The 24735-nt window shown below is 56.0% G+C and carries 20 protein-coding genes and 4 tRNA genes; 19 read left to right on the top strand and 5 right to left on the bottom strand.

The genetic code is table 11. From position 1 onward, the window contains the following. Positions 1–238 precede the first annotated feature (238 nt). The 18 genes from rho to ABLV75_RS11175 all read left to right on the top strand — a co-directional run bounded on the left by rho (position 239) and on the right by ABLV75_RS11175 (position 16680). Positions 239–1498, top strand: a complete 1260-nt coding sequence (rho, locus tag ABLV75_RS11260) for a transcription termination factor Rho (RefSeq protein ID WP_002883293.1) — start codon at positions 239–241, stop codon at positions 1496–1498. 242 nt (positions 1499–1740) lie between these two features. Beyond that, a complete protein-coding gene (gene wecA, locus ABLV75_RS11255) occupies positions 1741–2835 on the top strand; it encodes a UDP-N-acetylglucosamine--undecaprenyl-phosphate N-acetylglucosaminephosphotransferase (protein WP_004107647.1) in 1095 nt (364 codons plus the stop codon). A 21-nt stretch (positions 2836–2856) separates the two neighbouring features. Beyond that, positions 2857–3903 carry an ECA polysaccharide chain length modulation protein gene (gene wzzE, locus ABLV75_RS11250; protein WP_024274881.1) on the top strand — a complete coding sequence of 349 codons (1047 nt, stop codon included), beginning with the start codon at positions 2857–2859 and terminating at the stop codon, positions 3901–3903. A gap of 56 nt (positions 3904–3959) precedes the next feature. Then, complete coding sequence (wecB, locus tag ABLV75_RS11245) at positions 3960–5090, top strand: UDP-N-acetylglucosamine 2-epimerase (non-hydrolyzing) (RefSeq protein WP_004107651.1); 1131 nt, start codon at positions 3960–3962, stop codon at positions 5088–5090. Next, entirely contained in the window at positions 5087–6349 is a 1263-nt protein-coding gene (gene wecC / locus ABLV75_RS11240; RefSeq protein WP_004116973.1) for a UDP-N-acetyl-D-mannosamine dehydrogenase, read from the top strand. The genes wecB and wecC overlap by 4 nt, the downstream gene beginning before the upstream one ends. Next, positions 6346–7413, top strand: coding sequence for a dTDP-glucose 4,6-dehydratase (rffG, locus tag ABLV75_RS11235; RefSeq protein ID WP_004116976.1), 1068 nt, complete (start codon positions 6346–6348; stop codon positions 7411–7413). Before wecC ends, rffG begins: the two co-directional genes overlap by 4 nt. Positions 7414–7430: 17 nt before the next feature. Next, the gene (rfbA, locus tag ABLV75_RS11230; RefSeq protein WP_004107659.1) at positions 7431–8312 is read left to right on the top strand and encodes a glucose-1-phosphate thymidylyltransferase RfbA; all 882 of its coding nucleotides are present in this window, start codon (positions 7431–7433) and stop codon (positions 8310–8312) included. Beyond that, positions 8290–8964: a dTDP-4-amino-4,6-dideoxy-D-galactose acyltransferase gene (gene rffC, locus ABLV75_RS11225; RefSeq protein WP_004107660.1), complete on the top strand. Its 675-nt coding sequence runs from the start codon at positions 8290–8292 to the stop codon at positions 8962–8964. Before rfbA ends, rffC begins: the two co-directional genes overlap by 23 nt. Before the next feature lie 4 nt (positions 8965–8968). After that, positions 8969–10099, top strand: coding sequence for a dTDP-4-amino-4,6-dideoxygalactose transaminase (gene rffA, locus ABLV75_RS11220; RefSeq protein ID WP_004107661.1), 1131 nt, complete (start codon positions 8969–8971; stop codon positions 10097–10099). A 1-nt stretch (position 10100) separates the two neighbouring features. Further along, entirely contained in the window at positions 10101–11351 is a 1251-nt protein-coding gene (gene wzxE, locus ABLV75_RS11215; protein ID WP_004107662.1) for a lipid III flippase WzxE, read from the top strand. Then, entirely contained in the window at positions 11348–12427 is a 1080-nt protein-coding gene (locus ABLV75_RS11210) for a TDP-N-acetylfucosamine:lipid II N-acetylfucosaminyltransferase (RefSeq protein WP_004107664.1), read from the top strand. Before wzxE ends, ABLV75_RS11210 begins: the two co-directional genes overlap by 4 nt. Further along, positions 12424–13770, top strand: a complete 1347-nt coding sequence (gene wzyE, locus ABLV75_RS11205) for an ECA oligosaccharide polymerase (protein WP_004107667.1) — start codon at positions 12424–12426, stop codon at positions 13768–13770. Before ABLV75_RS11210 ends, wzyE begins: the two co-directional genes overlap by 4 nt. An 11-nt stretch (positions 13771–13781) precedes the next feature. Continuing rightward, complete coding sequence (wecG, locus tag ABLV75_RS11200) at positions 13782–14522, top strand: lipopolysaccharide N-acetylmannosaminouronosyltransferase (RefSeq protein WP_004107669.1); 741 nt, start codon at positions 13782–13784, stop codon at positions 14520–14522. A gap of 231 nt (positions 14523–14753) precedes the next feature. Then, on the top strand, positions 14754–16136 hold the full coding sequence (locus ABLV75_RS11195) for an amino acid permease (protein WP_004107670.1): 1383 nt from the start codon (positions 14754–14756) through the stop codon (positions 16134–16136). A gap of 105 nt (positions 16137–16241) precedes the next feature. After that, a tRNA-Arg gene (locus ABLV75_RS11190) sits at positions 16242–16318 on the top strand. A gap of 55 nt (positions 16319–16373) precedes the next feature. Beyond that, positions 16374–16449: transfer RNA gene (locus ABLV75_RS11185), tRNA-His, on the top strand. Between the two features lie 22 nt (positions 16450–16471). Continuing rightward, a tRNA-Leu gene (locus tag ABLV75_RS11180) sits at positions 16472–16558 on the top strand. A 45-nt stretch (positions 16559–16603) separates the two neighbouring features. After that, a tRNA-Pro gene (locus tag ABLV75_RS11175) sits at positions 16604–16680 on the top strand. A 583-nt stretch (positions 16681–17263) separates the two neighbouring features. Here the strand turns inward: ABLV75_RS11175 and hemY are convergent. The 4 genes from hemY to hemC are packed head-to-tail and all read right to left on the bottom strand — an operon-like array spanning position 17264 to position 21354. Continuing rightward, positions 17264–18460, bottom strand: a complete 1197-nt coding sequence (hemY, locus tag ABLV75_RS11170; RefSeq protein WP_004107671.1) for a protoheme IX biogenesis protein HemY — start codon at positions 18458–18460, stop codon at positions 17264–17266. A 3-nt stretch (positions 18461–18463) separates the two neighbouring features. Next, positions 18464–19654: a uroporphyrinogen-III C-methyltransferase gene (hemX, locus tag ABLV75_RS11165; protein ID WP_004107672.1), complete on the bottom strand. Its 1191-nt coding sequence runs from the start codon at positions 19652–19654 to the stop codon at positions 18464–18466. A 21-nt stretch (positions 19655–19675) separates the two neighbouring features. Then, the gene (hemD, locus tag ABLV75_RS11160) at positions 19676–20416 is read right to left on the bottom strand and encodes a uroporphyrinogen-III synthase (RefSeq protein WP_004107673.1); all 741 of its coding nucleotides are present in this window, start codon (positions 20414–20416) and stop codon (positions 19676–19678) included. Further along, positions 20413–21354, bottom strand: a complete 942-nt coding sequence (gene hemC, locus ABLV75_RS11155; RefSeq protein WP_016808212.1) for a hydroxymethylbilane synthase — start codon at positions 21352–21354, stop codon at positions 20413–20415. Before hemC ends, hemD begins: the two co-directional genes overlap by 4 nt. A gap of 346 nt (positions 21355–21700) precedes the next feature. Between hemC and cyaA the strand changes: the two genes are divergently transcribed. Then, on the top strand, positions 21701–24250 hold the full coding sequence (cyaA, locus tag ABLV75_RS11150; protein ID WP_016808213.1) for a class I adenylate cyclase: 2550 nt from the start codon (positions 21701–21703) through the stop codon (positions 24248–24250). A gap of 156 nt (positions 24251–24406) precedes the next feature. On the opposite strand, the gene cyaY is transcribed toward cyaA, so the two are convergent. Continuing rightward, complete coding sequence (cyaY, locus tag ABLV75_RS11145; protein ID WP_004107678.1) at positions 24407–24727, bottom strand: iron donor protein CyaY; 321 nt, start codon at positions 24725–24727, stop codon at positions 24407–24409. Positions 24728–24735 lie beyond the last annotated feature (8 nt).

Raw genomic sequence — 24735 nt, 5'->3', positions numbered from 1 at the left:
TTAAACATACCTTTGTTTGAATCTTGTTTTACCCAAAGCGTCCCGCAAAAATGCGCGTGAGGCTTATAATCCGGGCTTATCACTCATTCCGTTTAGTCGTTTCAGTTCTGCGTTCTTTCCTGTGACCAGGCAACGTACAGACACGAGATGAAGGCCGTTAACAGGCATGGATGTTCCTGCCATACCATTCACAACATTAAGTTCGAGAATTACCCCGAGTTTAAGAACCCACACCATTATGAATCTTACCGAATTAAAGAATACGCCGGTTTCTGAGCTGATTACTCTCGGCGAAAATATGGGGCTGGAAAACCTGGCCCGTATGCGTAAGCAGGATATTATTTTTGCCATCCTCAAGCAGCATTCGAAGAGTGGCGAAGATATCTTTGGCGATGGCGTACTGGAGATACTGCAGGATGGATTTGGTTTCCTCCGTTCAGCAGACAGCTCCTACCTCGCCGGTCCCGACGACATCTACGTATCTCCCAGCCAAATCCGCCGCTTCAACCTCCGCACTGGTGACACCATTTCCGGTAAGATTCGTCCTCCTAAAGAGGGTGAGCGTTACTTTGCGTTGTTGAAAGTTAACGAAGTTAACTACGATAAGCCGGAAAACGCCCGTAACAAGATTCTGTTTGAGAACTTAACCCCGCTGCACGCAAATTCACGTCTGCGTATGGAACGCGGTAATGGCTCAACGGAAGACTTAACCGCTCGCGTGCTGGATCTGGCATCGCCGATCGGCCGCGGTCAGCGTGGTCTGATTGTTGCGCCGCCGAAGGCGGGTAAAACCATGCTGCTGCAGAATATTGCGCAGAGCATTGCGTACAACCATCCTGATTGCGTGCTGATGGTACTGCTGATCGACGAACGTCCGGAAGAAGTGACCGAGATGCAGCGTCTGGTTAAAGGCGAAGTGGTTGCTTCTACCTTTGACGAACCGGCCTCTCGCCACGTTCAGGTTGCCGAAATGGTTATCGAGAAGGCGAAGCGTCTGGTTGAACACAAGAAAGACGTTATCATCCTCCTCGACTCGATTACCCGTCTGGCGCGCGCCTACAACACCGTAGTTCCGGCTTCCGGTAAAGTGTTGACCGGTGGTGTGGACGCCAACGCCCTGCATCGTCCGAAGCGTTTCTTCGGCGCCGCGCGTAACGTGGAAGAGGGCGGTAGCCTGACCATCATCGCAACAGCGCTGATCGATACCGGTTCTAAAATGGACGAAGTTATCTACGAAGAGTTTAAAGGCACCGGTAACATGGAGCTTCACCTCTCACGTAAGATCGCTGAGAAACGCGTCTTCCCGGCTATCGACTACAACCGTTCCGGTACCCGTAAAGAAGAGCTGCTCACCACTCAGGAAGAGCTGCAGAAGATGTGGATCCTGCGTAAAATCATTCACCCGATGGGTGAAATCGACGCGATGGAATTCCTCATCAATAAACTGGCGATGACCAAAACTAACGACGACTTCTTCGATATGATGAAGCGCTCGTAAGTTAAAAAAGCCAGAGAACGCCACGCTATTGCGTGGCGTTTTGTTTTCCGGGTTTGTATGATCCAGGAAGGGAAAACAAAATGGGCGTTAACGTATGATGTGCGCAGCAGGATGGCAGGCAGAGACAGCTTTAACAGTCTAAAATTTCTACAATAAATTTGTAATGTTCTGCTTTGCCCCTTCTGGAGTTGAGGCATCGTCGTTATACTTCCCGGATTAACTATGCTGAGAGCACATGCGTTGTGAATTTACTCACTGCTATTACTGAATTAATCAGTATTTTCTTATTCACCACCCTGTTTATATTTGTCGCCCGCAAGGCGGCAAAAAGAGTTGGGCTCGTGGATAAACCTAACTATCGTAAACGGCATCAGGGTTTGATTCCGTTAGTCGGTGGTATTTCAGTTTTCGCAGGTATTTGTTTTACGTTTGCCATCGCCGATTATTACATTCCCCACGCAAAGTTATACCTGGGGTGTGCCGGGGTGCTTGTGCTGGTCGGCGCGTTAGACGACCGCTTTGATATCAGCGTAAAAATTCGCGCGGTAATTCAGGCCGCCATCGCCGTCATTATGATGATGGTGGGAAATCTTCATCTAAGTAGCCTCGGCTTTATATTTGGCTCATGGGAGCTGGTGCTCGGCCCCTTTGGCTTCTTCCTCACGCTTTTCGCCGTTTGGGCCGCGATCAACGCCTTCAATATGGTTGATGGCATCGATGGCCTGCTGGGCGGCCTCTCCTCCGTCTCTTTTGCGGCAACCGGTATCATTCTGTGGTTTGATGGCCAGTACAGCCTGGCAATGTGGTGTTTTGCGATGATTGCCGCCATTTTGCCCTATATTTTACTTAACCTCGGGGCGCTTGGCCGTCGCTATAAAGTCTTTATGGGTGACGCCGGCAGCACCATGATTGGCTTCACTATCATCTGGATCCTGCTGGAGACCACGCAGGGAAAGACGCATCCCATTAGCCCTGTCACTGCGCTATGGATTATTGCGATCCCGTTGATGGATATGGTGGCGATTATGTACCGCCGCCTGCGTAAAGGAATGAGTCCGTTCTCCCCGGACCGTCAGCATATTCATCACTTGATCATGCGCGCCGGGTTTACTTCCCGCCAGGCATTCGTGCTGATCACCCTGGCCGCCGCGCTGCTGGCGCTGGTTGGGGTGGCAGCGGAATACACCCGTATTGTTCCTGAATGGGTGATGTTAATACTCTTTTTGGTGGCCTTCTTTCTTTATGGCTACTGTATTAAACGCGCCTGGAAAGTGGCGCGCATGGTTAAGCGCATTAGACGCAGAATACGGCGACACAGCGGCAATAATCCAAATTAACCAAGTCAATCTGGGGACGTGATGACTCAACCATTACCGGGAGCACAAACAGTGAACGTTGAGAATGAGCTGGATATTCGCGGGCTGTTTCGCGCCCTGTGGGCAGGAAAAAGCTGGATAGCAGGTTTCGCGGTGCTCTTTGCACTGATTGTTCTGGTCTATACCTTCTTTGCTCGCCAGGAGTGGAGCGCGACGGCAATTACCGACCGGCCGACGGTGAACATGCTGGGCGGGTACTATTCGCAACAGCAGTTTTTACGCAATCTCGATATCAAGGCCAATCTCGTCTCGGTCGATCAACCTTCGGTAATGGATGAAGCGTATAAAGAGTTCATTATGCAGCAGGCGTCATGGGATACCCGCCGCGATTTCTGGCTGCAAACGGACTACTACAAGCAGCGCCAGTCGGGTAACGCCCGCGCCGATGCCGCTTTGCTGGACGATCTGATTAACGACATTCAGTTTATGCCCGGCGATGCGCTCAAAAGCGTTAACGACAGCGTGAAGCTGACGGCGGAAACCGCCCCGGATGCCAATAATCTGCTGCGTCAGTATGTCGCCTTCGCCAGCCAGCGCGCGGCGGGTCACCTGAATGACGAGCTTAAGGGCGCCTGGGCCGCGCGAACCGTGCAGATGAAAGCGCAGGTTAAGCGCCAGGAAGAGGTGGCGCGCGAAATTTTCAATCGCCGCATGCATAGCGTGGAGCAGGCGCTGAAAGTCGCCCAGCAACACAATATTTCCCGCAGCGAAACCGACATTCCACCAGACCAGCTGCCGGATTCCGAACTGTTTTTACTGGGCCGGCCGATGCTGCAGGCCCGTCTGGAAAATCTGCAGGCGGTCGGGCCGCAGTACGATCTTGATTATGACCAAAGCCGCGCCATGTTAACGACGTTAAACGTGGGACCGACCCTGGACCCGCGTTTTCAGACTTACAGGTATTTGCGAACGCCTGAAGAACCGGTAAAACGCGATAGCCCGCGCCGCGCGTTTCTGATGGTGATGTGGGGGATTGTGGGCGCGCTCATCGGCGCAGGCGTTGCGTTAACGCGTCGCCGTGTCCAGTGAATGCGACCTGTGGTGAAGGACATCCAGCCTTCATCGCCTAATCGAAGAGAATCGATGTGAAAGTACTAACGGTATTTGGCACGAGACCAGAAGCCATCAAAATGGCGCCTCTGGTTCATGCGCTGGCAAGGGATCCTCATTTTGAGGCGAAAGTTTGCGTGACCGCGCAGCATCGGGAGATGCTCGATCAGGTGTTGAAACTTTTTTCTATTGTTCCGGACTACGACCTTAACATTATGCAGCCGGGTCAGGGGTTGACGGAGATTACCTGTCGCATCCTTGAGGGCTTAAAGCCGGTGCTGGAGTCGTTTAAGCCAGATGTGGTGCTGGTGCATGGCGATACCACCACGACGATGGCGGCAAGCCTTGCCGCTTTCTATCAGCGCATTCCGGTGGGGCACGTGGAAGCCGGACTGCGCACGGGCGATCTGAGCTCGCCGTGGCCGGAAGAGGGGAACCGCACGTTGACCGGGCATCTGGCAACGTACCATTTTGCGCCGACGGAAACCTCGCGGCAGAACCTGCTGCGGGAAAATATTGCCGATAATCGGATCACGATAACCGGCAATACGGTTATTGATGCGCTGTTTTGGGTGCGCGATCGGGTACTGAGCGATGAAGCGCTGCGTAACGAGCTGACTCAGCGTTATCCTTTTCTCGCCAACGGTAAGAAGATGATTCTGGTCACCGGGCATCGTCGGGAAAGCTTTGGCCGCGGTTTTGAGCAAATCTGCCACGCGCTGGCAGAGATCGCTGCCAATAACCCAGACGTACAGATTGTCTATCCGGTGCATCTGAACCCGAACGTCAGCGAACCGGTTAACCGTATTCTCGGCCACGTTGAGAACGTCATGCTTATTGAGCCGCAGGATTATCTGCCGTTCGTCTGGCTGATGAATCGCGCGTGGTTGATTCTGACCGATTCCGGCGGTATCCAGGAAGAGGCGCCATCGCTCGGCAAACCGGTGCTGGTAATGCGCGAAATGACCGAGCGTCCGGAAGCGGTCAGCGCGGGAACCGTATGCCTGGTGGGTACCGACAGCCAGCGCATCGTCAATGAAGTCACGCGCTTGCTGCATGATGAGTCCGCCTGGCAGGCCATGAGCCGGGCGCATAACCCGTACGGCGATGGACAAGCGTGTCATCGTATTTTGTCTGCACTTAAAAATAATCAGGTAACGCTATGAATTTTTCTACCATTTCAGTGATTGGCCTTGGATATATTGGCCTGCCAACCGCTGCCGCGTTCGCCTCCCGGCAAAAGCGGGTGGTCGGCGTTGATGTCAATCAACACGCCGTGGAGACCATTAACCGTGGTGAAATTCATATCGTGGAGCCGGATCTGGCGAGCGTCGTTAAAACAGCGGTCGAGCAGGGCTATCTGAGCGCCACCACCGCGCCAGTAGAAGCTGACGCCTATCTGATTGCGGTGCCGACGCCGTTTAAAGACCTGCACGAACCGGATATGGTTTTCGTCGAGTCGGCGGCTAAATCTATCGCGCCGACGCTGAAGAAAGGTTCGCTGGTTATCCTCGAGTCCACTTCGCCGGTAGGTTCAACCGAACAGATGGCGGACTGGCTGGCGGAAATGCGCCCCGATTTGAGCTTCCCGCAGCAGGCTGGCGAAGCGGCGGACGTGAATATCGCCTACTGCCCGGAGCGCGTTTTGCCGGGTCAGGTCATGGTTGAGCTGATCAAAAACGATCGCGTGATCGGGGGTATGTCGCCGGTTTGCTCAGCCCGCGCCAGCGAGCTGTATAAAATTTTCCTCGAAGGCGAATGTGTGGTGACTAACTCTCGCACCGCCGAAATGTGCAAGCTGACAGAAAACAGCTTCCGCGACGTTAATATCGCTTTTGCCAATGAACTTTCGCTGATTTGCGCCGATCAGGGGATTAACGTCTGGGAACTGATTCGCCTGGCGAATCGCCATCCGCGCGTGAACATTCTCCAGCCCGGTCCGGGCGTTGGCGGTCACTGCATCGCGGTCGACCCGTGGTTTATCGTGGCGCAAAACCCGCAGCAGGCGCGGCTTATCCGTACCGCGCGTGAAGTTAACGACCATAAACCAGAGTGGGTGATCGATGAAGTTAAAGCGCGGGTCGCCGACTGCCTTGCCGCCAGCAACAAACGCGCCAGCGAGATAAAAATCGCCTGCTTTGGCCTGGCGTTTAAGCCGAATATTGATGATCTGCGCGAAAGCCCGGCCATGGCCATTGCCGCACAAATCGCCCGCTGGCACGGCGGCGAAACCCTGGTTGTTGAGCCGAATATCCACCAGTTGCCGAAGAAGCTTGATGGCCTGTGCGCTCTGGCGTTGCTCGACGAAGCGCTGGCGAGCGCCGATGTGCTGGTGATGCTGGTCGATCATAAAGAATTTAAAGCGATTAGCGGGGATAGCGTCAGCCAGCAGTTTATCGTCGATACCAAAGGGGTATGGCGGTGAGAACGATTCTGGTCACCGGCGGCGCCGGTTTTATCGGTTCTGCGGTGGTGCGTGAAATCATCACTGCAACCAGCGATAACGTGGTGGTGGTTGATAAGCTGACCTACGCGGGGAATCTGATGTCGCTGGCGCCTGTCGCCGGGGATCCGCGTTTTGCTTTTGAACAGGTGGATATCTGCGATCGCGCTGAACTGGACCGGGTATTTCGCCACTATCAGCCCGATACGGTGATGCATCTGGCCGCTGAAAGCCACGTTGACCGCTCTATTGACGGCCCGGCGGCGTTTATCGAAACCAACATTGTCGGTACCTGGACGCTGCTGGAAGCGGCCAGGGCCTGGTGGAATACGCTGGCGAACGATAAAAAATCCGCCTTTCGTTTCCACCACATCTCAACGGATGAGGTCTATGGCGATCTGCACGACAGCGGCGCGTTTTTTACCGAAACCACGCCCTATGCGCCCAGCAGCCCCTATTCGGCGTCGAAAGCCAGCAGCGATCATCTGGTGCGCGCCTGGAAGAGAACCTATGGCCTGCCAACGCTGGTCACCAACTGCTCGAATAACTACGGACCGTATCATTTCCCGGAAAAACTGATCCCGCTGACTATCCTGAACGCGCTGGCGGGTAAACCGCTGCCGGTTTATGGCAACGGGCAGCAGATCCGCGACTGGTTGTACGTTGAAGATCACGCCAGGGCGCTCTATCGGGTGGCAACGAGCGGTGAGCCGGGCGAAACTTACAATATCGGCGGCCATAACGAGCGGAAAAATATCGAGGTAGTGGAAACCATTTGCGATCTGCTGGAAGAGCTGGCGCCGCGCAAACCGGAAGGCCTTGCGCGCTATCGCGATCTCATCACCTTTGTTGCCGATCGTCCCGGCCACGACCTGCGCTACGCTATTGATGCGGCGAAAATAGCGCGTGAACTGGGCTGGACGCCGGCCGAAACGTTCACCAGCGGGATGCGCAAAACCGTTGCGTGGTACCTGGCTAATGAAGCCTGGTGGCAGCAGGTGCTGGACGGCAGCTATCAGGGTGAACGCCTGGGGCTGCAAGCCTGAGCGCTTGAGGGGGTAAAATGAAAGGTATTATTCTGGCAGGCGGATCGGGTACCCGCCTGCATCCGATCACGCGCGGCGTCTCAAAACAGCTGCTACCCATCTACGATAAGCCGATGATCTACTATCCGCTCTCGGTGCTGATGCTGGCCGGGATTCGCGAAGTGCTGATCATTACCACCCCGGACGACCAGCGCGATTTCCAGCGCCTGCTTGGCGATGGTTCGGAGTTCGGCGTTCAGCTCAGCTACGCCGCGCAGCCAAGCCCGGACGGGCTGGCGCAGGCCTTTATCATCGGCGAGGCGTTCCTCAACGGTGAGCCCTCATGCCTGGTGCTCGGCGATAATATCTTTTTCGGCCAGGGTTTTAGCCCGAAGCTCCGTAGCGTCGCGTCCCGCACTTCCGGGGCGACGGTGTTTGGTTATCAGGTGATGGACCCGGAACGCTTTGGCGTGGTGGAATTTGATGATGATTTCCGCGCGATTTCGCTGGAGGAGAAGCCAAAGCAGCCCAAATCCAACTGGGCGGTAACCGGCCTCTATTTCTACGACGGTAAAGTCGCGGAATACGCAAAACGGGTTAAACCCTCGGCGCGCGGCGAGCTGGAGATCACCTCCATCAATCAAATGTATCTCGACGATGGCGCGCTAACGGTTGAGCTGCTGGGCCGCGGTTTTGCCTGGCTCGATACCGGCACGCACGATAGCCTGATCGAAGCCAGCATGTTTGTGCAAACGGTGGAAAAGCGTCAGGGTTTCAAGATTGCCTGCCTGGAAGAGATCGCCTGGCGCAACGGCTGGCTGGACGACGACGGCGTGAAGCGCGCGGCGAAACGGCTGGAAAAAACCGGCTACGGTCAATACTTACTGGATTTACTCCGTGCCCGCCCGCGCCAGTATTGAGTCCCTGGAGTGGGAAAACCGCTTCTTCGGCGTCAATAGCGCTATCCTGCGCTTTGGCGATGATGCGCCGCCGCTGACGGTGGACGCGCTGACGAACTGGTCGCGGGTACAGGCGAAAGTTGCGGCGGATGATACCGCACGCCTGGATGCGCTGCAGGCATTGGGCTTCCGACTGGTGGAGGGCGAGGTCGATCTCGCGCTTTCGCCAGCCGCTTATGGTGATAGTGGCGCCGAGCCGGCGACCGAGGCGGATATTCCCCGGCTGCGTGAACTGGCAGCGCTGGCCTTTGCGCAGAGCCGTTTTCGCGCGCCCTGGTACGCAGCCGATGCCAGCGGCCGTTTCTATGCCCAGTGGATTGAAAATGCGGTGCGCGGCACCTTCGATCATCAGTGTCTGGTGTTTCGCGCCCCTGGCGGCGATATCCGCGCGTTTGTCTCCCTGCGCCAGCTCAGCGCGCACGAGGCAAGGATTGGCCTGCTGGCCGGACGCGGAGCCGGAGCGGAATTAATGCAGGCAGCTCAGGGCTGGACCGCGCTGCGCGGGCTGAAGACACTGCGGGTGGCGACCCAGATGGGCAACACCGCCGCGCTTAAACGTTACATTCTTAGCGGTGCGAATGTCGAAAGCACCGCGTACTGGTTATACAGGTGACATGATGATTCCATTTAACGCGCCGCCGGTGGTGGGAACCGAGCTTGATTATATGCAGTCCGCGATGGGAAGCGGCAAGCTGTGCGGCGATGGCGGTTTTACCCGCCGCTGCCAGCAGTGGATGGAGCAGCGCTTCGGTACTGCCAAAGCCCTGCTGACGCCGTCCTGCACCGCTTCGCTGGAAATGGCGGCGCTGCTGCTGGATATCCAGCCGGGCGATGAAGTGATTATGCCGAGCTATACCTTCGTCTCCACCGCCAACGCCTTTGTGCTGCGTGGCGCAAAAATCGTCTTCGTTGATATTCGTCGCGACACCATGAATATTGATGAAACGCTGATTGAAGCGGCGATCACCGACAAAACCCGCGCGATTGTGCCGGTCCACTACGCCGGCGTGGCCTGCGAAATGGACACCATTATGGCTATCGCCAGCAAACATAATCTGTTTGTCGTGGAAGATGCCGCTCAGGGCGTGATGTCGACCTATAAAGGCCGGGCGCTCGGTACTATCGGCCATATTGGCTGCTTCAGCTTCCATGAAACCAAAAACTACACCGCGGGCGGTGAAGGTGGCGCGACGCTGATTAACGATCGCAAGCTGGTAGAGCGCGCGGAGATCATTCGAGAAAAAGGCACCAACCGCAGCCAGTTTTTCCGTGGTCTGGTGGATAAATACACCTGGCGCGATATCGGCTCCAGCTACCTGATGTCCGATTTACAGGCGGCCTATCTGTGGGCGCAGCTGGAAGCGGCGGAGCGAATTAACCAGCAGCGCCTGGCGCTGTGGCAGAACTACTACGAGGCCCTGCTGCCGCTGGCGCGCGCCGGGCGTATCGAGCTGCCGATCGTGCCTGCCGACTGCGGGCACAATGCGCATATGTTCTACATCAAGCTGCGCGATATTGACGATCGCAGTAAGCTGATTGCCTGGCTGAAAGAGGCGGAGATTCTGGCCGTGTTCCACTATATTCCGCTGCATAGCTGCCCGGCCGGGGAGAACTTCGGTGTGTTCCACGGGACGGATCGCTTCACGACTCAGGAGAGCGAACGCCTGCTGCGTTTGCCGTTATTCTACAACCTGTCGAGCGTAAACCAGCGCACGGTGATTAACTCGCTGCTGAGCTATTTCTCCTGATATGTCGCTGGCTAAAGCTTCTCTGTGGACCGCAGCGTCCACGCTGGTCAAAATCGGCGCCGGTCTGCTGGTGGTTAAACTGCTGGCGGTGTCGTTCGGCCCGGCAGGCGTGGGGCAGGCGGGCAACTTCCGCCAGCTGGTGACCGTGCTTGGCGTGCTGGCGGGGGCCGGAATCTTTAACGGCGTCACGAAGCTGGTAGCCCAGCATCATGACGATCGCCGGCAGTTGCACAACGTCGTCGGCACCGCTTCAGCGATGGTGCTGGGGTTCTCCACCCTGCTGGCGCTGATATTCCTGCTGGCGGCGGCGCCGATAAGCCAGGGTCTGTTCGGTCATCAGCATTATCAGAATCTGGTACGGCTGGTAGCGCTGGTACAGATGGGCATTGCCTGGGCGAACTTCCTGTTAGCGCTGATGAAGGGGTTTCGCGATGCGGCGGGCAATGCGCTGTCGCTTATCGCCGGGAGCCTGATTGGCGTGGCGGCGTACTATGCCTGCTACCGTTTCGGCGGCTATCAGGGCGCATTGCTGGGACTGGCGCTGGTACCTGCGCTGGTGGTCGTGCCGGCGGCTATCGTACTGTGGCGACGCGGCAATATACCGCTGAGCGCGCTGCGTCCGCGCTGGGACAACGGCCTCGCAGGGCAGCTGTCGAAATTTACCCTGATGGCGCTGATTACTTCGGTGACGCTGCCGGTAGCCTACGTGATGATGCGTAACCTGCTGGCGGCCCACTATGGCTGGGACGCGGTGGGGATCTGGCAGGGGGTAAGCAGCATCTCCGACGCTTATTTACAGTTTATCACCGCATCATTTAGCGTTTATCTGTTACCGACATTGTCCCGCTTGACGGCGAAAGCGGATATCACCCGTGAGATTGGCAAATCGTTAAAATTTGTTCTCCCGGCGGTAGCTGCAGCCAGCCTGACCGTATGGCTGCTGCGCGATTTCGCTATCTGGCTGCTGTTTTCCGACCGCTTTACGGCAATGCGCGATCTGTTTGCCTGGCAGTTGGTGGGCGATGTGTTGAAGGTCGGGGCATATGTTTATGGCTATCTGGTGATCGCCAAAGCCTCGCTGCGTTTTTATATTCTGACGGAAATCAGCCAGTTCACGCTGTTGACCGCATTCTCGCACTGGCTTATACCGGCGCACGGCGCTATCGGCGCGGCGCAGGCGTATATGGCTACTTATATTGTTTATTTCGCCCTCTGTAGCGGCGTGTTTTTACTTTGGCGTAAACGGGCATGACAGCACTGATACATGTACTGGGATCGGATATCCCGCACCACAACCAGACCGTTCTGCGGTTCTTTAATGATGAGCTGGCCGTCAATGACGAGCAGGCTCGCCTGTTTATGGTCGTCGGTGATGCGACAGGAATTCGCGAAGCGTACCCCGCGCTCTCCATCAGCTGCTATCCGGGGAAGAAGTCGCTGGCAAAGGCGGTTATCGCGCTGGCAAAGGCGAACCGGCAGCAGCGCTTTTTCTTTCACGGCCAGTTTAATACCGGCCTGTGGCTGGCGCTGCTCAGCGGGGGGATCCGCCCGGCGCAGTTTAACTGGCACATCTGGGGCGCGGATCTGTATGAGAATTCCGCCAGCCTGAAGTTTCGCTTGTTTTATCCGCTGCGGCGCCTGGCGCAGGGGCGGGTAGGGCGCGTCTTTGCGACCCGCGGCGATCTCAGTTGGTTCGCCGCCCGGCATTCGGGCGTGCCGGGCGAACTGCTCTATTTCCCGACCCGCATGGATCCGGCGCTGAACTCGCTTGCTGAAAGCGCGCCGCGCGGCGAGACGCTGACTATCCTGGTGGGGAATTCCGGCGACCGCAGCAACGAGCATATCGCCGCGCTGCGCGCGATTCATCAGCAGTTTGGCGATACGGTCAACGTTGTCGTGCCGATGGGTTATCCGGCCAATAATAGCGACTACATCAATGAAGTTCGCGCGGCCGGCGCGGCGCTGTTCAGCCCGCCGCATCTTCAGGTACTGGGCGATAAGCTGGCGTTTGATGACTATCTGGCCCTGCTGCGCCGCTGCGATCTTGGCTACTTCCTGTTTGCCCGCCAGCAGGGGATCGGCACGCTGTGTCTGCTGATTCAGGCGGGGATCCCCTGCGTGCTGAACCGGGAGAATCCCTTCTGGCAGGATATGTCGGAGCAGCATATTCCGGTACTCTTTACCAGCGATACGCTGGACGCGGCCGTGGTGCGTGAAGCGCAGCGCCAGCTGGCCGGCGTGGATAAGAATCAGATTGCCTTCTTCCGTCCTAATTATCTGACGGGCTGGCGACGGGCGTTGCGGATTGCCGCGGGGGTGGATGCATGACATTAATGCAATTTAGCGGACTGCTGCTGGTTTGGCTGCTGTCGACGCTTTTTATCGCCACCGCCACCTGGTTTGAATTTCGTCGGGTGCGCTTCAACTTCAACGTCTTTTTCTCGCTGCTGTTTCTGCTGACCTTTTTCTTTGGCTTTCCGCTGACCAGTATTCTGGTGTTTCGCTTCGACGTGGCGGTCGCCCCGCCGGAAATTCTGTTGCAAACTCTGCTGGTTTCCGTCTGTTTTTATGCGGTTTACTACGTGACTTATAAAACGCGGCTACGCTCGGCGGCGCAGAGCCATCAGCATCGTCCGCTGTTTACGATGAACCGCGTGGAGACCCATCTGGCCTGGGGGATTTTGCTGGGACTGGCACTGCTCTGCGTCGGGATCTTCTTTGCGCATAACGGCTTTCTGTTATTCAAGCTCAATTCCTATAGCCAGATCTTCTCCAGCGAAGTTTCCGGCGTGGCGCTAAAGCGTTTCTTCTACTTTTTCATTCCGGCAATGCTGGTGGTCTATTTTCTGCGTCAGGATTATAAAGCGTGGATATTCTTCCTCGTCAGCACCGTCGCATTTGGTCTGCTGACTTATGCCATCGTTGGCGGGACCCGGGCGAATATCATCATTGCGTTTGCTATCTTCCTGTTTATTGGCATCATTCGCGGCTGGATAAGTCTGTGGATACTGGCGGCGGCGGGCGTACTGGGCATCGTCGGCATGTTCTGGCTGGCGCTCAAACGCTACGGAATGAACGTCAGCGGCGATGAAGCGTTTTATACTTTCCTCTATCTGACCCGCGATACCTTCTCGCCGTGGGAGAACCTGGCTCTGCTGCTGCAAAATTACGACAAGATTGAGTTTCAGGGCCTGGCGCCAATCGTCCGCGATTTCTATGTTTTTATCCCCAGCTGGTTGTGGCACGGTCGACCGACAATGGTGCTCAATACCGCGAACTATTTCACCTGGGAAGTGCTGAATAACCATTCTGGCCTGGCGATTTCGCCAACCCTGATTGGCTCGCTGGTGGTAATGGGGGGCGTCTGGTTCGTGCCGCTGGGCGCGGTAGCGGTTGGGCTGATTATTAAATGGTTTGACTGGCTGTACGAGCTTGGCAACCGGGAAACGAACCGCTATAAAGCGGCGATCCTGCACAGTTTCTGTTTTGGCGCTATCTTCAACATGATCGTGCTGGCGCGTGAAGGGCTGGATTCCTTTGGCTCTCGCGTGGTTTTTTTCCTCGTTATCTTTGGGATCTGCCTACTGGCGGCGAAACTGCTGTACTGGTTCCTCGATAGCGTCGGGCTGATTCATAAGCGGGCTAAACCGTTGACGCAACCTCAAGTCTGATAAGGGTGTACATGACTGAGACTACATCCGCGCCGTTGTACCTGCTGAGAGGGTTGCAACTCATTGGTTGGCGCGATATGCAACATGCTCTGGACTATCTGTATGCCGATGGCGAGATCCGTACGGGTACGCTGGTGGCGATTAATGCAGAGAAGATGCTGGCGGTAGAGGATAACCCCGAAGTTCGGGCGCTGATCGAAGCCGCAGAGTTTAAATATGCTGACGGCATCAGCGTGGTGCGCTCATTACGTAAAAAATACCCTCAGGCGCAGGTATCGCGCGTCGCCGGGGCTGATTTATGGGAAGCGCTGATGGCGCGCGCTGGCGCTCAGGGAACGCCGGTATTTCTGATCGGCGGTAAGCCCGAAGTGCTGGCGCAGACGGAACAGCAGCTTCGTCAGCGCTGGAACGTAAACATCGTCGGCAGCCAGGACGGCTATTTCGCTGCTGACCAGCGTCAGGCGCTGTTTGAACGTATTCGCGATAGCGGGGCGAAGATCGTCACCGTGGCGATGGGGTCGCCGCGTCAGGAGATCCTGATGCGCGATTGCCGGGAAGTTTATCCGCAAGCGCTTTATATGGGCGTAGGCGGAACCTACGATGTCTTTACCGGCCATGTTCAGCGAGCGCCGAAGTTCTGGCAGGACCTGGGGCTTGAGTGGTTTTATCGCCTGGTTTCGCAGCCGAGCCGAATAAAAAGGCAGGCGCGTCTGCTGCGCTATTTACGCTGGTATTATACCGATAAGCTTTGATATTCCACTGCGAGCGGGCGGGTTTACCTGGATATTCTGTGTAATGTCTTCACTCGCCTGATACTTTATTTGCCATTTCCCTCAAATTCATTAACCATTCGCATGCTTAAAACGCGACGGTCAGGTTTATCGTCGCGCAGGCAGGGCTATTCGTTCATAAAAATAACCGGCATAAGCCCATCTCGCCTGGGATGCGCTTAAATCCGGAGCAGGGCAAACACAAGAGGCTATATGACTGAGAAAAAAGCGGAACTTCAGCGGGGACTGGAGGCGCGGCACATTGAGCTAATCGCCCTTGGCGGCACGATTGGCGTGGGACTATTTATGGGGGCGGCAAGTACGCTGAAGTGGGCCGGACCTTCGGTTCTGCTGGCGTATATTATCGCGGGGCTCTTCGTCTTCTTTATTATGCGTTCGATGGGCGAAATGCTGTTCCTCGAACCGGTTACCGGCTCGTTCGCTGTTTATGCGCACCGCTATATGAGCCCGTTTTTTGGCTATCTGACCGCCTGGTCCTACTGGTTTATGTGGATGGCGGTCGGGATATCGGAGATTACGGCGATCGGGGTCTATGTCCAGTTCTGGTTCCCGGAGATGGCGCAGTGGATACCGGCGCTTATCGCGGTTGGGCTGGTCGCGCTGGCGAATCTGGCGGCGGTACGTCTGTACGGCGAAATTGAATTCTGGTTTGCCATGATTAAAGTGACCACCATTATTGTCATGATCGTGGTGGGGCTGGGCGTCATCTTCTTTGGCTTTGGCAACGGCGGACACTCCATTGGCTTTAGCAATCTGACCGAGCACGGCGGTTTCTTTGCCGGCGGCTGGAAGGGCTTTCTGACGGCGCTATGCATCGTGGTCGCTTCCTATCAGGGCGTCGAGCTTATCGGGATCACCGCCGGTGAAGCGAAAAATCCGCAGGTCACTCTGCGTAGCGCGGTCGGCAAAGTGCTGTGGCGAATCCTGATTTTCTATGTCGGGGCGATTTTTGTGATCGTCACTATTTTCCCGTGGGATCAGATAGGCTCCAACGGCAGTCCGTTCGTGCTGACCTTTGCCAAAATCGGTATCACCGCAGCGGCAGGGATTATCAACTTTGTGGTGCTGACGGCGGCGCTTTCCGGTTGTAACAGCGGAATGTATAGCTGTGGACGGATGCTCTACGCGCTGGCAAAAAATCGCCAGCTGCCTGCGGCCATCGCCAGAGTTTCGCGCAACGGCGTGCCGTCGGCGGGCGTGGCGCTGTCGATCCTGATTCTGCTGGTCGGTTCGTGCCTGAACTACATTATTCCTAATCCACAGCGGGTATTTGTTTACGTCTACAGCGCCAGCGTGCTGCCGGGAATGGTGCCATGGTTCGTAATTCTGATTAGCCAGCTACGTTTTCGTCTGGTACATAAAGAAGCGATGGCCAGCCATCCTTTCCGCTCGCTGCTATTCCCGTGGGCAAACTATTTAACCATGGCGTTCCTGGTTTGCGTGCTGATAGGGATGGGATTTAACGACGATACGCGTATGTCGCTCTTTGTCGGAATTATTTTCCTCGCCGCCGTGACGCTTATTTATAAGGTATTTGGCCTTGGTCGACGCGGAAATGTTGATAATGTGGCGTAATAAGCGACAAAACGCACAAAGCATGAGCAAACGATAATTTTCTTTTAAAAGGCACTAGACAGCGGGGTAGGAAGTCCGTATTATCCGACCCCGCAACGGCGCTAAGCGCCCGTAGCTCAGCTGGATAGAGCGCTGCCCTCCGGAGGCAGAGGTCTCAGGTTCGAATCCTGTCGGGCGCACCATTTACCCGGTGCTGGAGCTGCGGTGGTTTCAATACCGCGTAAAAGATTTGCAGTGGTGGCTATAGCTCAGTTGGTAGAGCCCTGGATTGTGATTCCAGTTGTCGTGGGTTCGAATCCCATTAGCCACCCCATTATTTAGAAAGTTGTGAAATTGCGAAGGTGGCGGAATTGGTAGACGCGCTAGCTTCAGGTGTTAGTGTTCTTACGGACGTGGGGGTTCAAGTCCCCCCCCTCGCACCACGACTTTATAAAGAATTGAACTAAAAATTCAAAAAAGCAGTACATCGGCGAGTAGCGCAGCTTGGTAGCGCAACTGGTTTGGGACCAGTGGGTCGGAGGTTCGAATCCTCTCTCGCCGACCAATTTTGAACCCCGCTTCGGCGGGGTTTTTTGTTTTCTGATTCTGCAAAAAACGTTTATCTCCCTGATATCGCAAACAATACTTCGTTAACCCTGACGTCATTTATTGTCCAGAATAGTCCCAATTCTTTGTTCAGATAGATGCATCTTCTCCTGATCCTGTGCGATAATAATCGGGTAGATGCTCATTCCATCTCTTATGTTCGCCTTAGTGCCTCATAAACTCAGGAATGATGCAGAGCCGTTTTACGGTGCTTATCGTCCACTGACAGATGTCGCATTTTATATGCTAAATCATTCATGATGTGTCGAGACGGCCAGCACGGGAATCCCCAGGAGCTTACAAAGGTAAGTGACTGGAGTGAGCGTGTGCAGCTAACGAAGAGACAGCATGAAGGATGAAGCATATAGCCTCATCAAACACCATGGACACTACGTTGAGTGAAGCACCCAATTTGTTGTCAAACAGACCTGTTTTAACGCCTGCCCTGGTTTCAGAGCAGGCGTTTTTTTCTTTTCAGGGAGCGGGAAACGTTCCGGCGGGAGAGGAAGTGATTCTCGCCCCCGGCGGAGGCGAGAGTGACATTACTGCTGCGGATTGTTTTGCAGGGTTAACAGCAGGCCGTCGCGACGCATCGTCGCCGCTTCTTCCGGCTGATGCAGGCGGTCAAGAGTATCCGCCAGCCATGCGTAGTCAAACGCATCCGGGCGCTGCTTGAGGGCTGCGCGGAACGCGATGCTGGCCTCCTGCCACTCACCGTGGCGCATCAGCGATTGCCCCAGCGTACTCCACAGCAGCGGACGATCGCCGACCGTTTTAAGCTGCTGACGCAGCACTTTTTCCAGCTGCTCAGGGTTATTGGTTTTCAGCCGCGGAATCGGCATAACCAGACGGTCGTCATAGTGCTTTTTCAGGCCTTCGATAATAATCTGCTGCGCGGTATCATGATCGTCGCTTTCGATAAGACGATTCGCCATCGCCACCTGTAGCGCCACCTGGCTGCGGGTTTTACGGCTCTGGCTTTTCCACCAGTCGCGCAAACCTTCGCTACCGCCGTCGGCCAGCGTTTTATCCATCAGACCAATCCACGCCAGCTGTTCCAGCTCAGCGCGATGCTCTTCATCGCTGACGTTGGCTTTCGCCATTGACGGAATGATATCCAGCAGCGAATTCCAGGCGCCGGTACGGATGTAGGCCTGCTCGGCAAGGCGCAGAACCTCCGGATGACGCGGCGTGATCTCCAGCAGCCTGTCAATACCGTGGCGGGCGGCGTGGTTTTCATTACGCGCCAGCTGCAGACGTACGCGGGTTATTTCGACAGGGATCAGATCGTCACCGGCTAATTCAGCAGCGCGCTCCAGATGTTGGTTAGCGCGAGCTTCATCTCCACGCTGCTGGGCGGCTTCCGCTGCCAGCAGGTAGTTCACAACGGGCTGTTCAGCGTGATCGGCATTTTTCGCCATCAGCTTCTCAACCTGCTGGTAATCACCTTCCGCCAGCTTCAGCAGCGCCTGCTCGGTTTGCTTACGGGCGCGACGACGCTTACGGCCAACGAACCAGCCGCGGGTGTGTGCGCCGGTGCGGAAAATCCGCCGCAGTAGCCACTCAATGGCAAACAGTACCACCATGGTGAGGATCAGGATGATCGCAAGCCCGGTCACGCTGGTTTCAATATTGTAGTTATCGGTCTGGATTAGCACGTAGCCCTGATGACCCGCGATCATCGGCCCGACCACAATCCCGGCAAGCAGCAGCGCGAAGAGTAAGAGAATTTTCAACATGCGTTACTCTCCTTGTGGCGCAGGCGTTGGCGCGTGGGCTGCAGGTGCAGGGGCAGGTGCCGGCGCGCTGGTCTGGGGTTCAGCCGGCTGCGCCATCAGATTACGCACTCGCGTCTGCATTAGTTTCTCAAGCAGCGCCTGGCTTTGCAGGTTTTCCGGTACGTTCATGGTGATGCTTTGCTGGCTGAGCTTATCCACATCCTCAAGGAAGGCTTTGGTGGTGGCGTCTTCCGTGTCGTAGTAAGCGCGAACCCAGGTCGAGACGTTATCCAGAGCCTGTTTGTAGGTTTCTTCCTGATGGCGAGGGACAGCCTGCGCTGCGACCAGCAGACGGGAGCGAATATTTTCGCGCAGGTAGACGTCCTGGTTCGGCGCCAGCAGCGGCACGGCGGTTTCATCGCGGCGGCGAACGGTAATAAAGCTGTCCATAAAGTTCTGCCAGCTTTTTTGCAGGTTTACACGCCATTCGGTAATGGAGCTGGATAGCTCATCGCTATCGGAATCCATCGGCGTGTCGTCATCGTTGTTGTCCGCCAGACGGAGATTATCGATCTGGTTGGCGAGCTGGTTCACCTTCAGAATGATGCCGTCGTAGTCGACCTGACTCACGGCAGAAAGCGAGGCAATATCGTCGGTAATGGCGCGGCGCGCGGCGATCAGGCTCGGATCGTTCATATCGGCGAGGCTGGCGTCGGCGCTTTTCAGCAGCGCGGCAGCGGTCGTTACGTCCTGATCGCTCCACAGCTTACGTCCGGCCAGTTTCACGAGGAAATCCGCCTGCGCGAGCAGCCAGGTTTTTGCGTCGCTGCCGGAAATAACCGCAACCTTCTCCTGAACTTCTTCCAGCTTCTTCGCCAGAGCCTCCTGCTGACGCTGCGCTTCCGTCAACTGGTCGGCCTGCTGCTTAATAATGCCTTCGAGTTCGCTTTTTTGGCTTTCCTGGGCTTTTTGCAGCGCGGCGATCTGGCTGGATAGCCCGGCGCTGGCTTCGCTCTGGCGGGTTGCCTGGGTCTTCGTCAGGCCATAAAGACCTATGCCAGCGGCGAGGGCGATAGCAATAGCTATTGCGCTCAGCGCGAGGCTGGTTTTACTGCCGCCGTTTTTCTTTTCTACGTTATTTTCTGGCTGTGACGTCGTGTCCACGGCCTCCCTGGTCTCTTCAACCACGGCGGATTGATTCTGTTGTTCCGTCATTATGGCTTCCAATGTTGAGAGTTATTGTAATGCGCGTAGCAGCGCATCGTTGTCGGCGCTATCGGCAACCTGGATATCCTGCCAGCCCAATTCTCTGGCCTGCTCGGCCAGACGTTCACTGACAACTAAAATGCGACAGCTCAGGAGCCAACGTTCGCGATACCACTGTGGTATCAGCGTCCAGAGCTGCTGCAGCATCTCGCCGCTGGTAATGACCAGCGTTGAAATACCGCGAGACTGCCAGCGCATTGCTTCTTCTGCGCCATCATAGTGCCTTGCACTACGTTGATAACATTCACAAAAAGTGACATCAGCACCGCGTTCGCGAAGCGTATCACCGAGTAATTCCCGCCCGCCGTTACCGCGCAGGATGAGCGCTCTTTTCCCCGCAATGTTTTGTAATTCAGGTAATTGTAGCAAGACTTCGCTGATTTCCCGATCTAACGGATAGCGAACATGACGATTGCTGACTTTATGCAGGGCCAGCGCGGTGGTGCGGCCAATGGCAAAATAGTCAGGCGCCGAAGGCCAGCGCAGCCTTTGCTGCTGGAGGCGAGAGTGGGCAAACTCAACGGCGTGCTGGGACAGTGCGAAGAGCAAATCGCCAGCCGCGAGGTTTTCCAGCTGGCCGCCCAGCTCAGGAAGCTGACGTCCAGGGGTAAATTCAATGAGCGGAAAGCTCCAGGCCACGCGCCCCAGCGCGCGCAGGCGGCTGACTAACTCTTCGCCTTGCGGCAGCGGACGGGTGACCAGGATACTCATTGTGGACCTTCTCCTGCATAGACGACGGCAAGTATGTCGCGAGCGCCGTTATTCAGAAGCTCTTCGGCAAGAGAGACGCCGAGCGTTTCTGCCTCTTCCGCACGGCCGCGCCGCTCGCCGCGCACCATTTGTGAGCCATCCGGCGCGCCAACCAGCGCGCGCAGCCATAGCTCACCGTCGATCAGTTCGGCATAGCTGCCGATCGGCACCTGACAGCCGCCTTCCAGCCGGGTGTTCATCGCCCGTTCAGCGCGTACGCGTATGGCCGTTTCCGTATGATTCAACGGGGCCAGTAGCGCTTTGGTCCATTCGTCGTCAAGGCGACACTCGATGCCGACCGCGCCCTGGCCAACGGCGGGCAGCGATTGCTCCGGCGATAGCGGTTGACGAATACGCGCCTCCAGGTTCAGGCGTTTAAGCCCTGCGGCGGCAAGAATAATGGCGTCATACTCGCCGCTATCAAGCTTGCCCAGACGCGTGCCTACGTTGCCGCGCAGGGAGCGGATCGTGAGATCCGGCCGCGCTGCGGCCAGCTGACACTGACGGCGTAAACTTGACGTGCCAACGATGCTGCCGTGCGGCAGTTCATCAATGGAAGCGTAGTGGTTTGAGACAAACGCATCGCGCGGATCTTCACGCTCGCAGATGGTCACCAGCCCAAGCCCTGCGGGAAACTCCACCGGTACGTCTTTCATCGAATGGACGGCGATGTCGGCGCGGCCTTCCAGCATCGCCAGCTCTAACTCTTTCACAAACAGACCCTTACCGCCCACTTTTGCAAGGGGCGTATCAAGGATCACGTCGCCGCGGGTGACCATAGGCACCAGTTCAACGGAAAGCCCCGGGTGGCAGGACTCCAGACGCTCTTTCACATAATGTGCCTGCCATAGCGCAAGCGGGCTTTGCCGTGTGGCAATTCTCAAAACTTTGTCTAACATGCTTGTTACCGTCATTGTCGACCACTAACCATCCTAACATTGTTGTCTTAGGGATGTTAGTTTTGTGGGGTTAAGGGTCGCGGCCATCTTTTTAGCCTTTCATGCGTTTGCGGGTTGCCGCAAACGTAGTGAAGAATTTACACGTAGTAAAGGGTGCTACACTTGTATGTAGCGCATCTTTCTTTACGGTCAATCAGCAAGGTGTTAGATTGATCACGTTTTAAACCATTTGTCAGTCAGCAGTTCACCACAACCACACCGACGACGAATGGTGACGGTTTTTGTTGAAATACTGAAACTCTCCGTACTATTGTACGTCGGGTTTTTGAACATCAGGCGATATGTCTTGTACCTCTATATTGAGACACTGAAACAGAGACTGGATGCCATCAACCAATTGCGCGTGGATCGCGCCCTTGCTGCCATGGGACCCGCTTTCCAGCAGGTTTACAGTCTACTGCCGACATTACTACATTATCATCATCCGCTGATGCCGGGTTACCTTGACGGTAACGTTCCCCGTGGCATTTGCCTCTACACGCCTGATGAAACCCAACGTCACTATCTTGATGAGCTCGAGCTCAACCGTGGCATGCTGGCCAAGGAGCCGCCGAAAGGCGAGCTGCCGATCACCGGCCTTTACTCTATGGGCAGCACATCTTCCGTCGGCCAAAGCTGTTCGTCTGACCTGGATATCTGGGTTTGCCACCAGTCCTGGCTTGACACTGAAGAGCGTCAGCTGCTGCAGCGTAAATGTAGCCTGCTGGAGAGCTGGGCGGCATCGCTGGGCGTCGAGGTCAGCTTCTTCCTGATCGACGAAAACCGCTTCCGTCATAACGAAAGCGGCAGCCTGGGCGGCGAAGACTGCGGCTCCACCCAGCATATCCTGCTGCTGGATGAGTTTTACCGTACCGCGGTGCGCCTTGCCGGCAAACGTATTCTGTGGAATATGGTGCCGTGCGATGAAGAAGAGCATTACGACGATTACGTCATGAGCCTCTACGCGCAGGGCGTACTGACGCCGAATGAATGGCTGGATCTCGGCGGCCTGAGTTCTCTGTCGGCCGAAGAGTACTTCGGCGCCAGCCTCTGGCAGCTGTATAAAAGCATCGACTCGCCCTATAAGGCCGTGCTGAAAACGCTGCTGCTGGAAGCGTACTCCTGGGAGTACCCCAATAACCGCCTGCTGGCGAAAGATATCAAACAGCGCCTGCATGACGGTGAGATCGTTTCGTTTGGCCTCGATCCTTACTGCATGATGCTGGAGCGCGTGACGCTCTATCTGCAGGCCATCGAAGATGAAACGCGCCTCGATCTGGTGCGTCGATGTTTCTATTTAAAAGTCTGCGAGAAGCTGAGCCGCGAGCGCGCCTGCGTCGGCTGGCGTCGCGAAGTCGTCAGTCACCTGGTGAAAGAGTGGGGCTGGGATGAAAAGCGTCTGATGATGCTCGACAACCGGGCCAACTGGAAGATCGACGAAGTCCGTAAAGCGCACAACGAACTGCTTGATGCGATGATGCAGAGCTATCGCAACCTGATTCGTTTTGCGCGCCGCAATAACCTGAGCGTTTCCGCCAGCCCGCAGGATATTGGCGTGCTGACGCGTAAGCTGTACGCCGCCTTTGAAGCGCTGCCGGGGAAAGTCACCCTGGTAAACCCGCAAATTTCACCGGATCTGTCTGAGCCGAATCTGACCTTTATCCACGTGCCGCCGGGCCGCGCCAACCGCACCGGTTGGTATGTCTATAACCGGGCGCCGGACATGGAATCGATCATCAGCCATCAGCCGCTGGAATATAACCGTTATCTTAATAAGCTGGTGGCCTGGGCCTGGTTTAACGGCCTGTTGACGTCACGTACGCGCCTGTTTATTAAGGGCAACGGCATTGTCGATCTGGCGAAGCTGCAGGAGATGGTGGCCGATGTGGCGCATCACTTCCCGCTGCGCCTGCCTTCTCCGACGCCGAAAGCGCTGTACAGTCCGTGCGAAATCCGCCATCTGGCGATTATCGTCAACCTGGAATATGACCCGACGGCGGCCTTCCGCAATCAGGTGGTGCATTTTGACTTCCGCAAGCTGGATGTTTTCAGCTTCGGCGAAGAGCAAAAGTGCCTGATTGGCAGCATCGACCTGCTGTACCGCAACTCGTGGAACGAGGTGCGTACGCTGCACTTTAACGGCGAGCAGGCGATGATCGAAGCGCTGAAAACCATTCTTGGCAAGATGCACCAGGACGCCGCGCCGCCGGATAGCGTGGAGGTTTTCTGCTATAGCCAGCATCTGCGCGGTCTGATCCGCACTCGCGTACAGCAGCTGGTGTCTGAATGCGTTGAGCTGCGTCTTTCCAGCACCCGTCAGGATACCGGCCGCTTTAAAGCGCTACGCGTTTCCGGGCAGACCTGGGGGTTGTTCTTCGAGCGTCTTAACGTTTCGGTTCAGAAACTGGAAAACGCCATCGAATTCTATGGCGCGATTTCGCATAACAAATTGCACGGGCTGTCGGTGCAGGTGGAAACTAACCACGTCAGGCTGCCGCAGGTAGTGGACGGCTTTGCCAGCGAAGGGATTATTCAGTTCTTCTTCGAAGATGCGGATAACGATAACGGTTTTAACATCTATATCCTCGATGAGAGCAACCGCGCCGAGGTGTATCACCACTGCGAAGGTAGCAAAGAGGAGCTGGTGCGCGACGTCAGCCGCTTCTACTCTTCATCCCATGACCGTTTTACCTACGGTTCCAGCTTTATCAACTTTAACCTGCCGCAGTTTTATCAAATCGTCGACGTTGACGGTCGCGAGCAGGTGATTCCGTTCCGCAGCCAGGTGATTGCCGCTGCCACCGCTTCAGCCGGTCAGGATGCTGCCTCATCACCGATGCTACAGCACTACTCCTGAGCCTGAACTGCGGGCCTTGAGGGTGTAATAGGTTTGAAATCTTCTACGGGTGGACTTGCCGGGGGCGCTGCGCTTGCCCGGGCTACAGGGCGATAGGGATTGTTGTAGCCCGGATAAGGCGTTAGCCGCAATCCGGGGAATTCGTATCACGCTCTCTTAGCGAAAACTCACCGCTTCACCGGCCTGCATGGTCGCCGCCTGTTCCAGCAGATCCCAGAAGGTTTCGCCGCTGCGGTCGCATACCCACTCGTCGCCTTTTAAGTCGAAATGGTAGCCGCCTTGTTTCGTTGCCAGCCACACCTGATGTAGCGGTTCCTGACGGTTGATAATAATCTTGCTGCCGTTTTCAAAACTGATAGTCAGTACGCCGCCGTTGATTTCACAGTCGATATCGCTGTCGCCGTCCCAGTCGTCAAGGCGTTCTTCGATGGTCATCCACAGGGTATCGGCCAGGCGATGGAATTCACTGTCGTTCATGGTTCTTT

It is taken from the genome of Klebsiella sp. CN_Kp066 (assembly GCF_040065135.1).
Classification (GTDB): Bacteria; Pseudomonadota; Gammaproteobacteria; order Enterobacterales; family Enterobacteriaceae; genus Klebsiella; species Klebsiella oxytoca.
This window is presented reverse-complemented; position numbering and strand designations above follow the sequence as displayed.

Excerpts from the sequence above, each read along its gene's own strand:
- rho (WP_002883293.1), top strand. The coding sequence starts at position 239 with ATGAATCTTACCGAATTAAAGAATACGCCGGTTTCTGAGCTGATTACT.
- wzzE (WP_024274881.1), top strand. The coding sequence starts at position 2,857 with ATGACTCAACCATTACCGGGAGCACAAACAGTGAACGTTGAGAATGAG.
- wecC (WP_004116973.1), top strand. The coding sequence starts at position 5,087 with ATGAATTTTTCTACCATTTCAGTGATTGGCCTTGGATATATTGGCCTG.
- rfbA (WP_004107659.1), top strand. The coding sequence starts at position 7,431 with ATGAAAGGTATTATTCTGGCAGGCGGATCGGGTACCCGCCTGCATCCG.
- rffA (WP_004107661.1), top strand. The coding sequence starts at position 8,969 with ATGATTCCATTTAACGCGCCGCCGGTGGTGGGAACCGAGCTTGATTAT.
- wzxE (WP_004107662.1), top strand. The coding sequence starts at position 10,101 with ATGTCGCTGGCTAAAGCTTCTCTGTGGACCGCAGCGTCCACGCTGGTC.
- ABLV75_RS11210 (WP_004107664.1), top strand. The coding sequence starts at position 11,348 with ATGACAGCACTGATACATGTACTGGGATCGGATATCCCGCACCACAAC.
- wzyE (WP_004107667.1), top strand. The coding sequence starts at position 12,424 with ATGACATTAATGCAATTTAGCGGACTGCTGCTGGTTTGGCTGCTGTCG.
- wecG (WP_004107669.1), top strand. The coding sequence starts at position 13,782 with ATGACTGAGACTACATCCGCGCCGTTGTACCTGCTGAGAGGGTTGCAA.
- ABLV75_RS11195 (WP_004107670.1), top strand. The coding sequence starts at position 14,754 with ATGACTGAGAAAAAAGCGGAACTTCAGCGGGGACTGGAGGCGCGGCAC.
- hemY (WP_004107671.1), bottom strand. The coding sequence starts at position 18,460 with ATGTTGAAAATTCTCTTACTCTTCGCGCTGCTGCTTGCCGGGATTGTG.
- hemX (WP_004107672.1), bottom strand. The coding sequence starts at position 19,654 with ATGACGGAACAACAGAATCAATCCGCCGTGGTTGAAGAGACCAGGGAG.
- hemD (WP_004107673.1), bottom strand. The coding sequence starts at position 20,416 with ATGAGTATCCTGGTCACCCGTCCGCTGCCGCAAGGCGAAGAGTTAGTC.
- hemC (WP_016808212.1), bottom strand. The coding sequence starts at position 21,354 with ATGTTAGACAAAGTTTTGAGAATTGCCACACGGCAAAGCCCGCTTGCG.
- cyaY (WP_004107678.1), bottom strand. The coding sequence starts at position 24,727 with ATGAACGACAGTGAATTCCATCGCCTGGCCGATACCCTGTGGATGACC.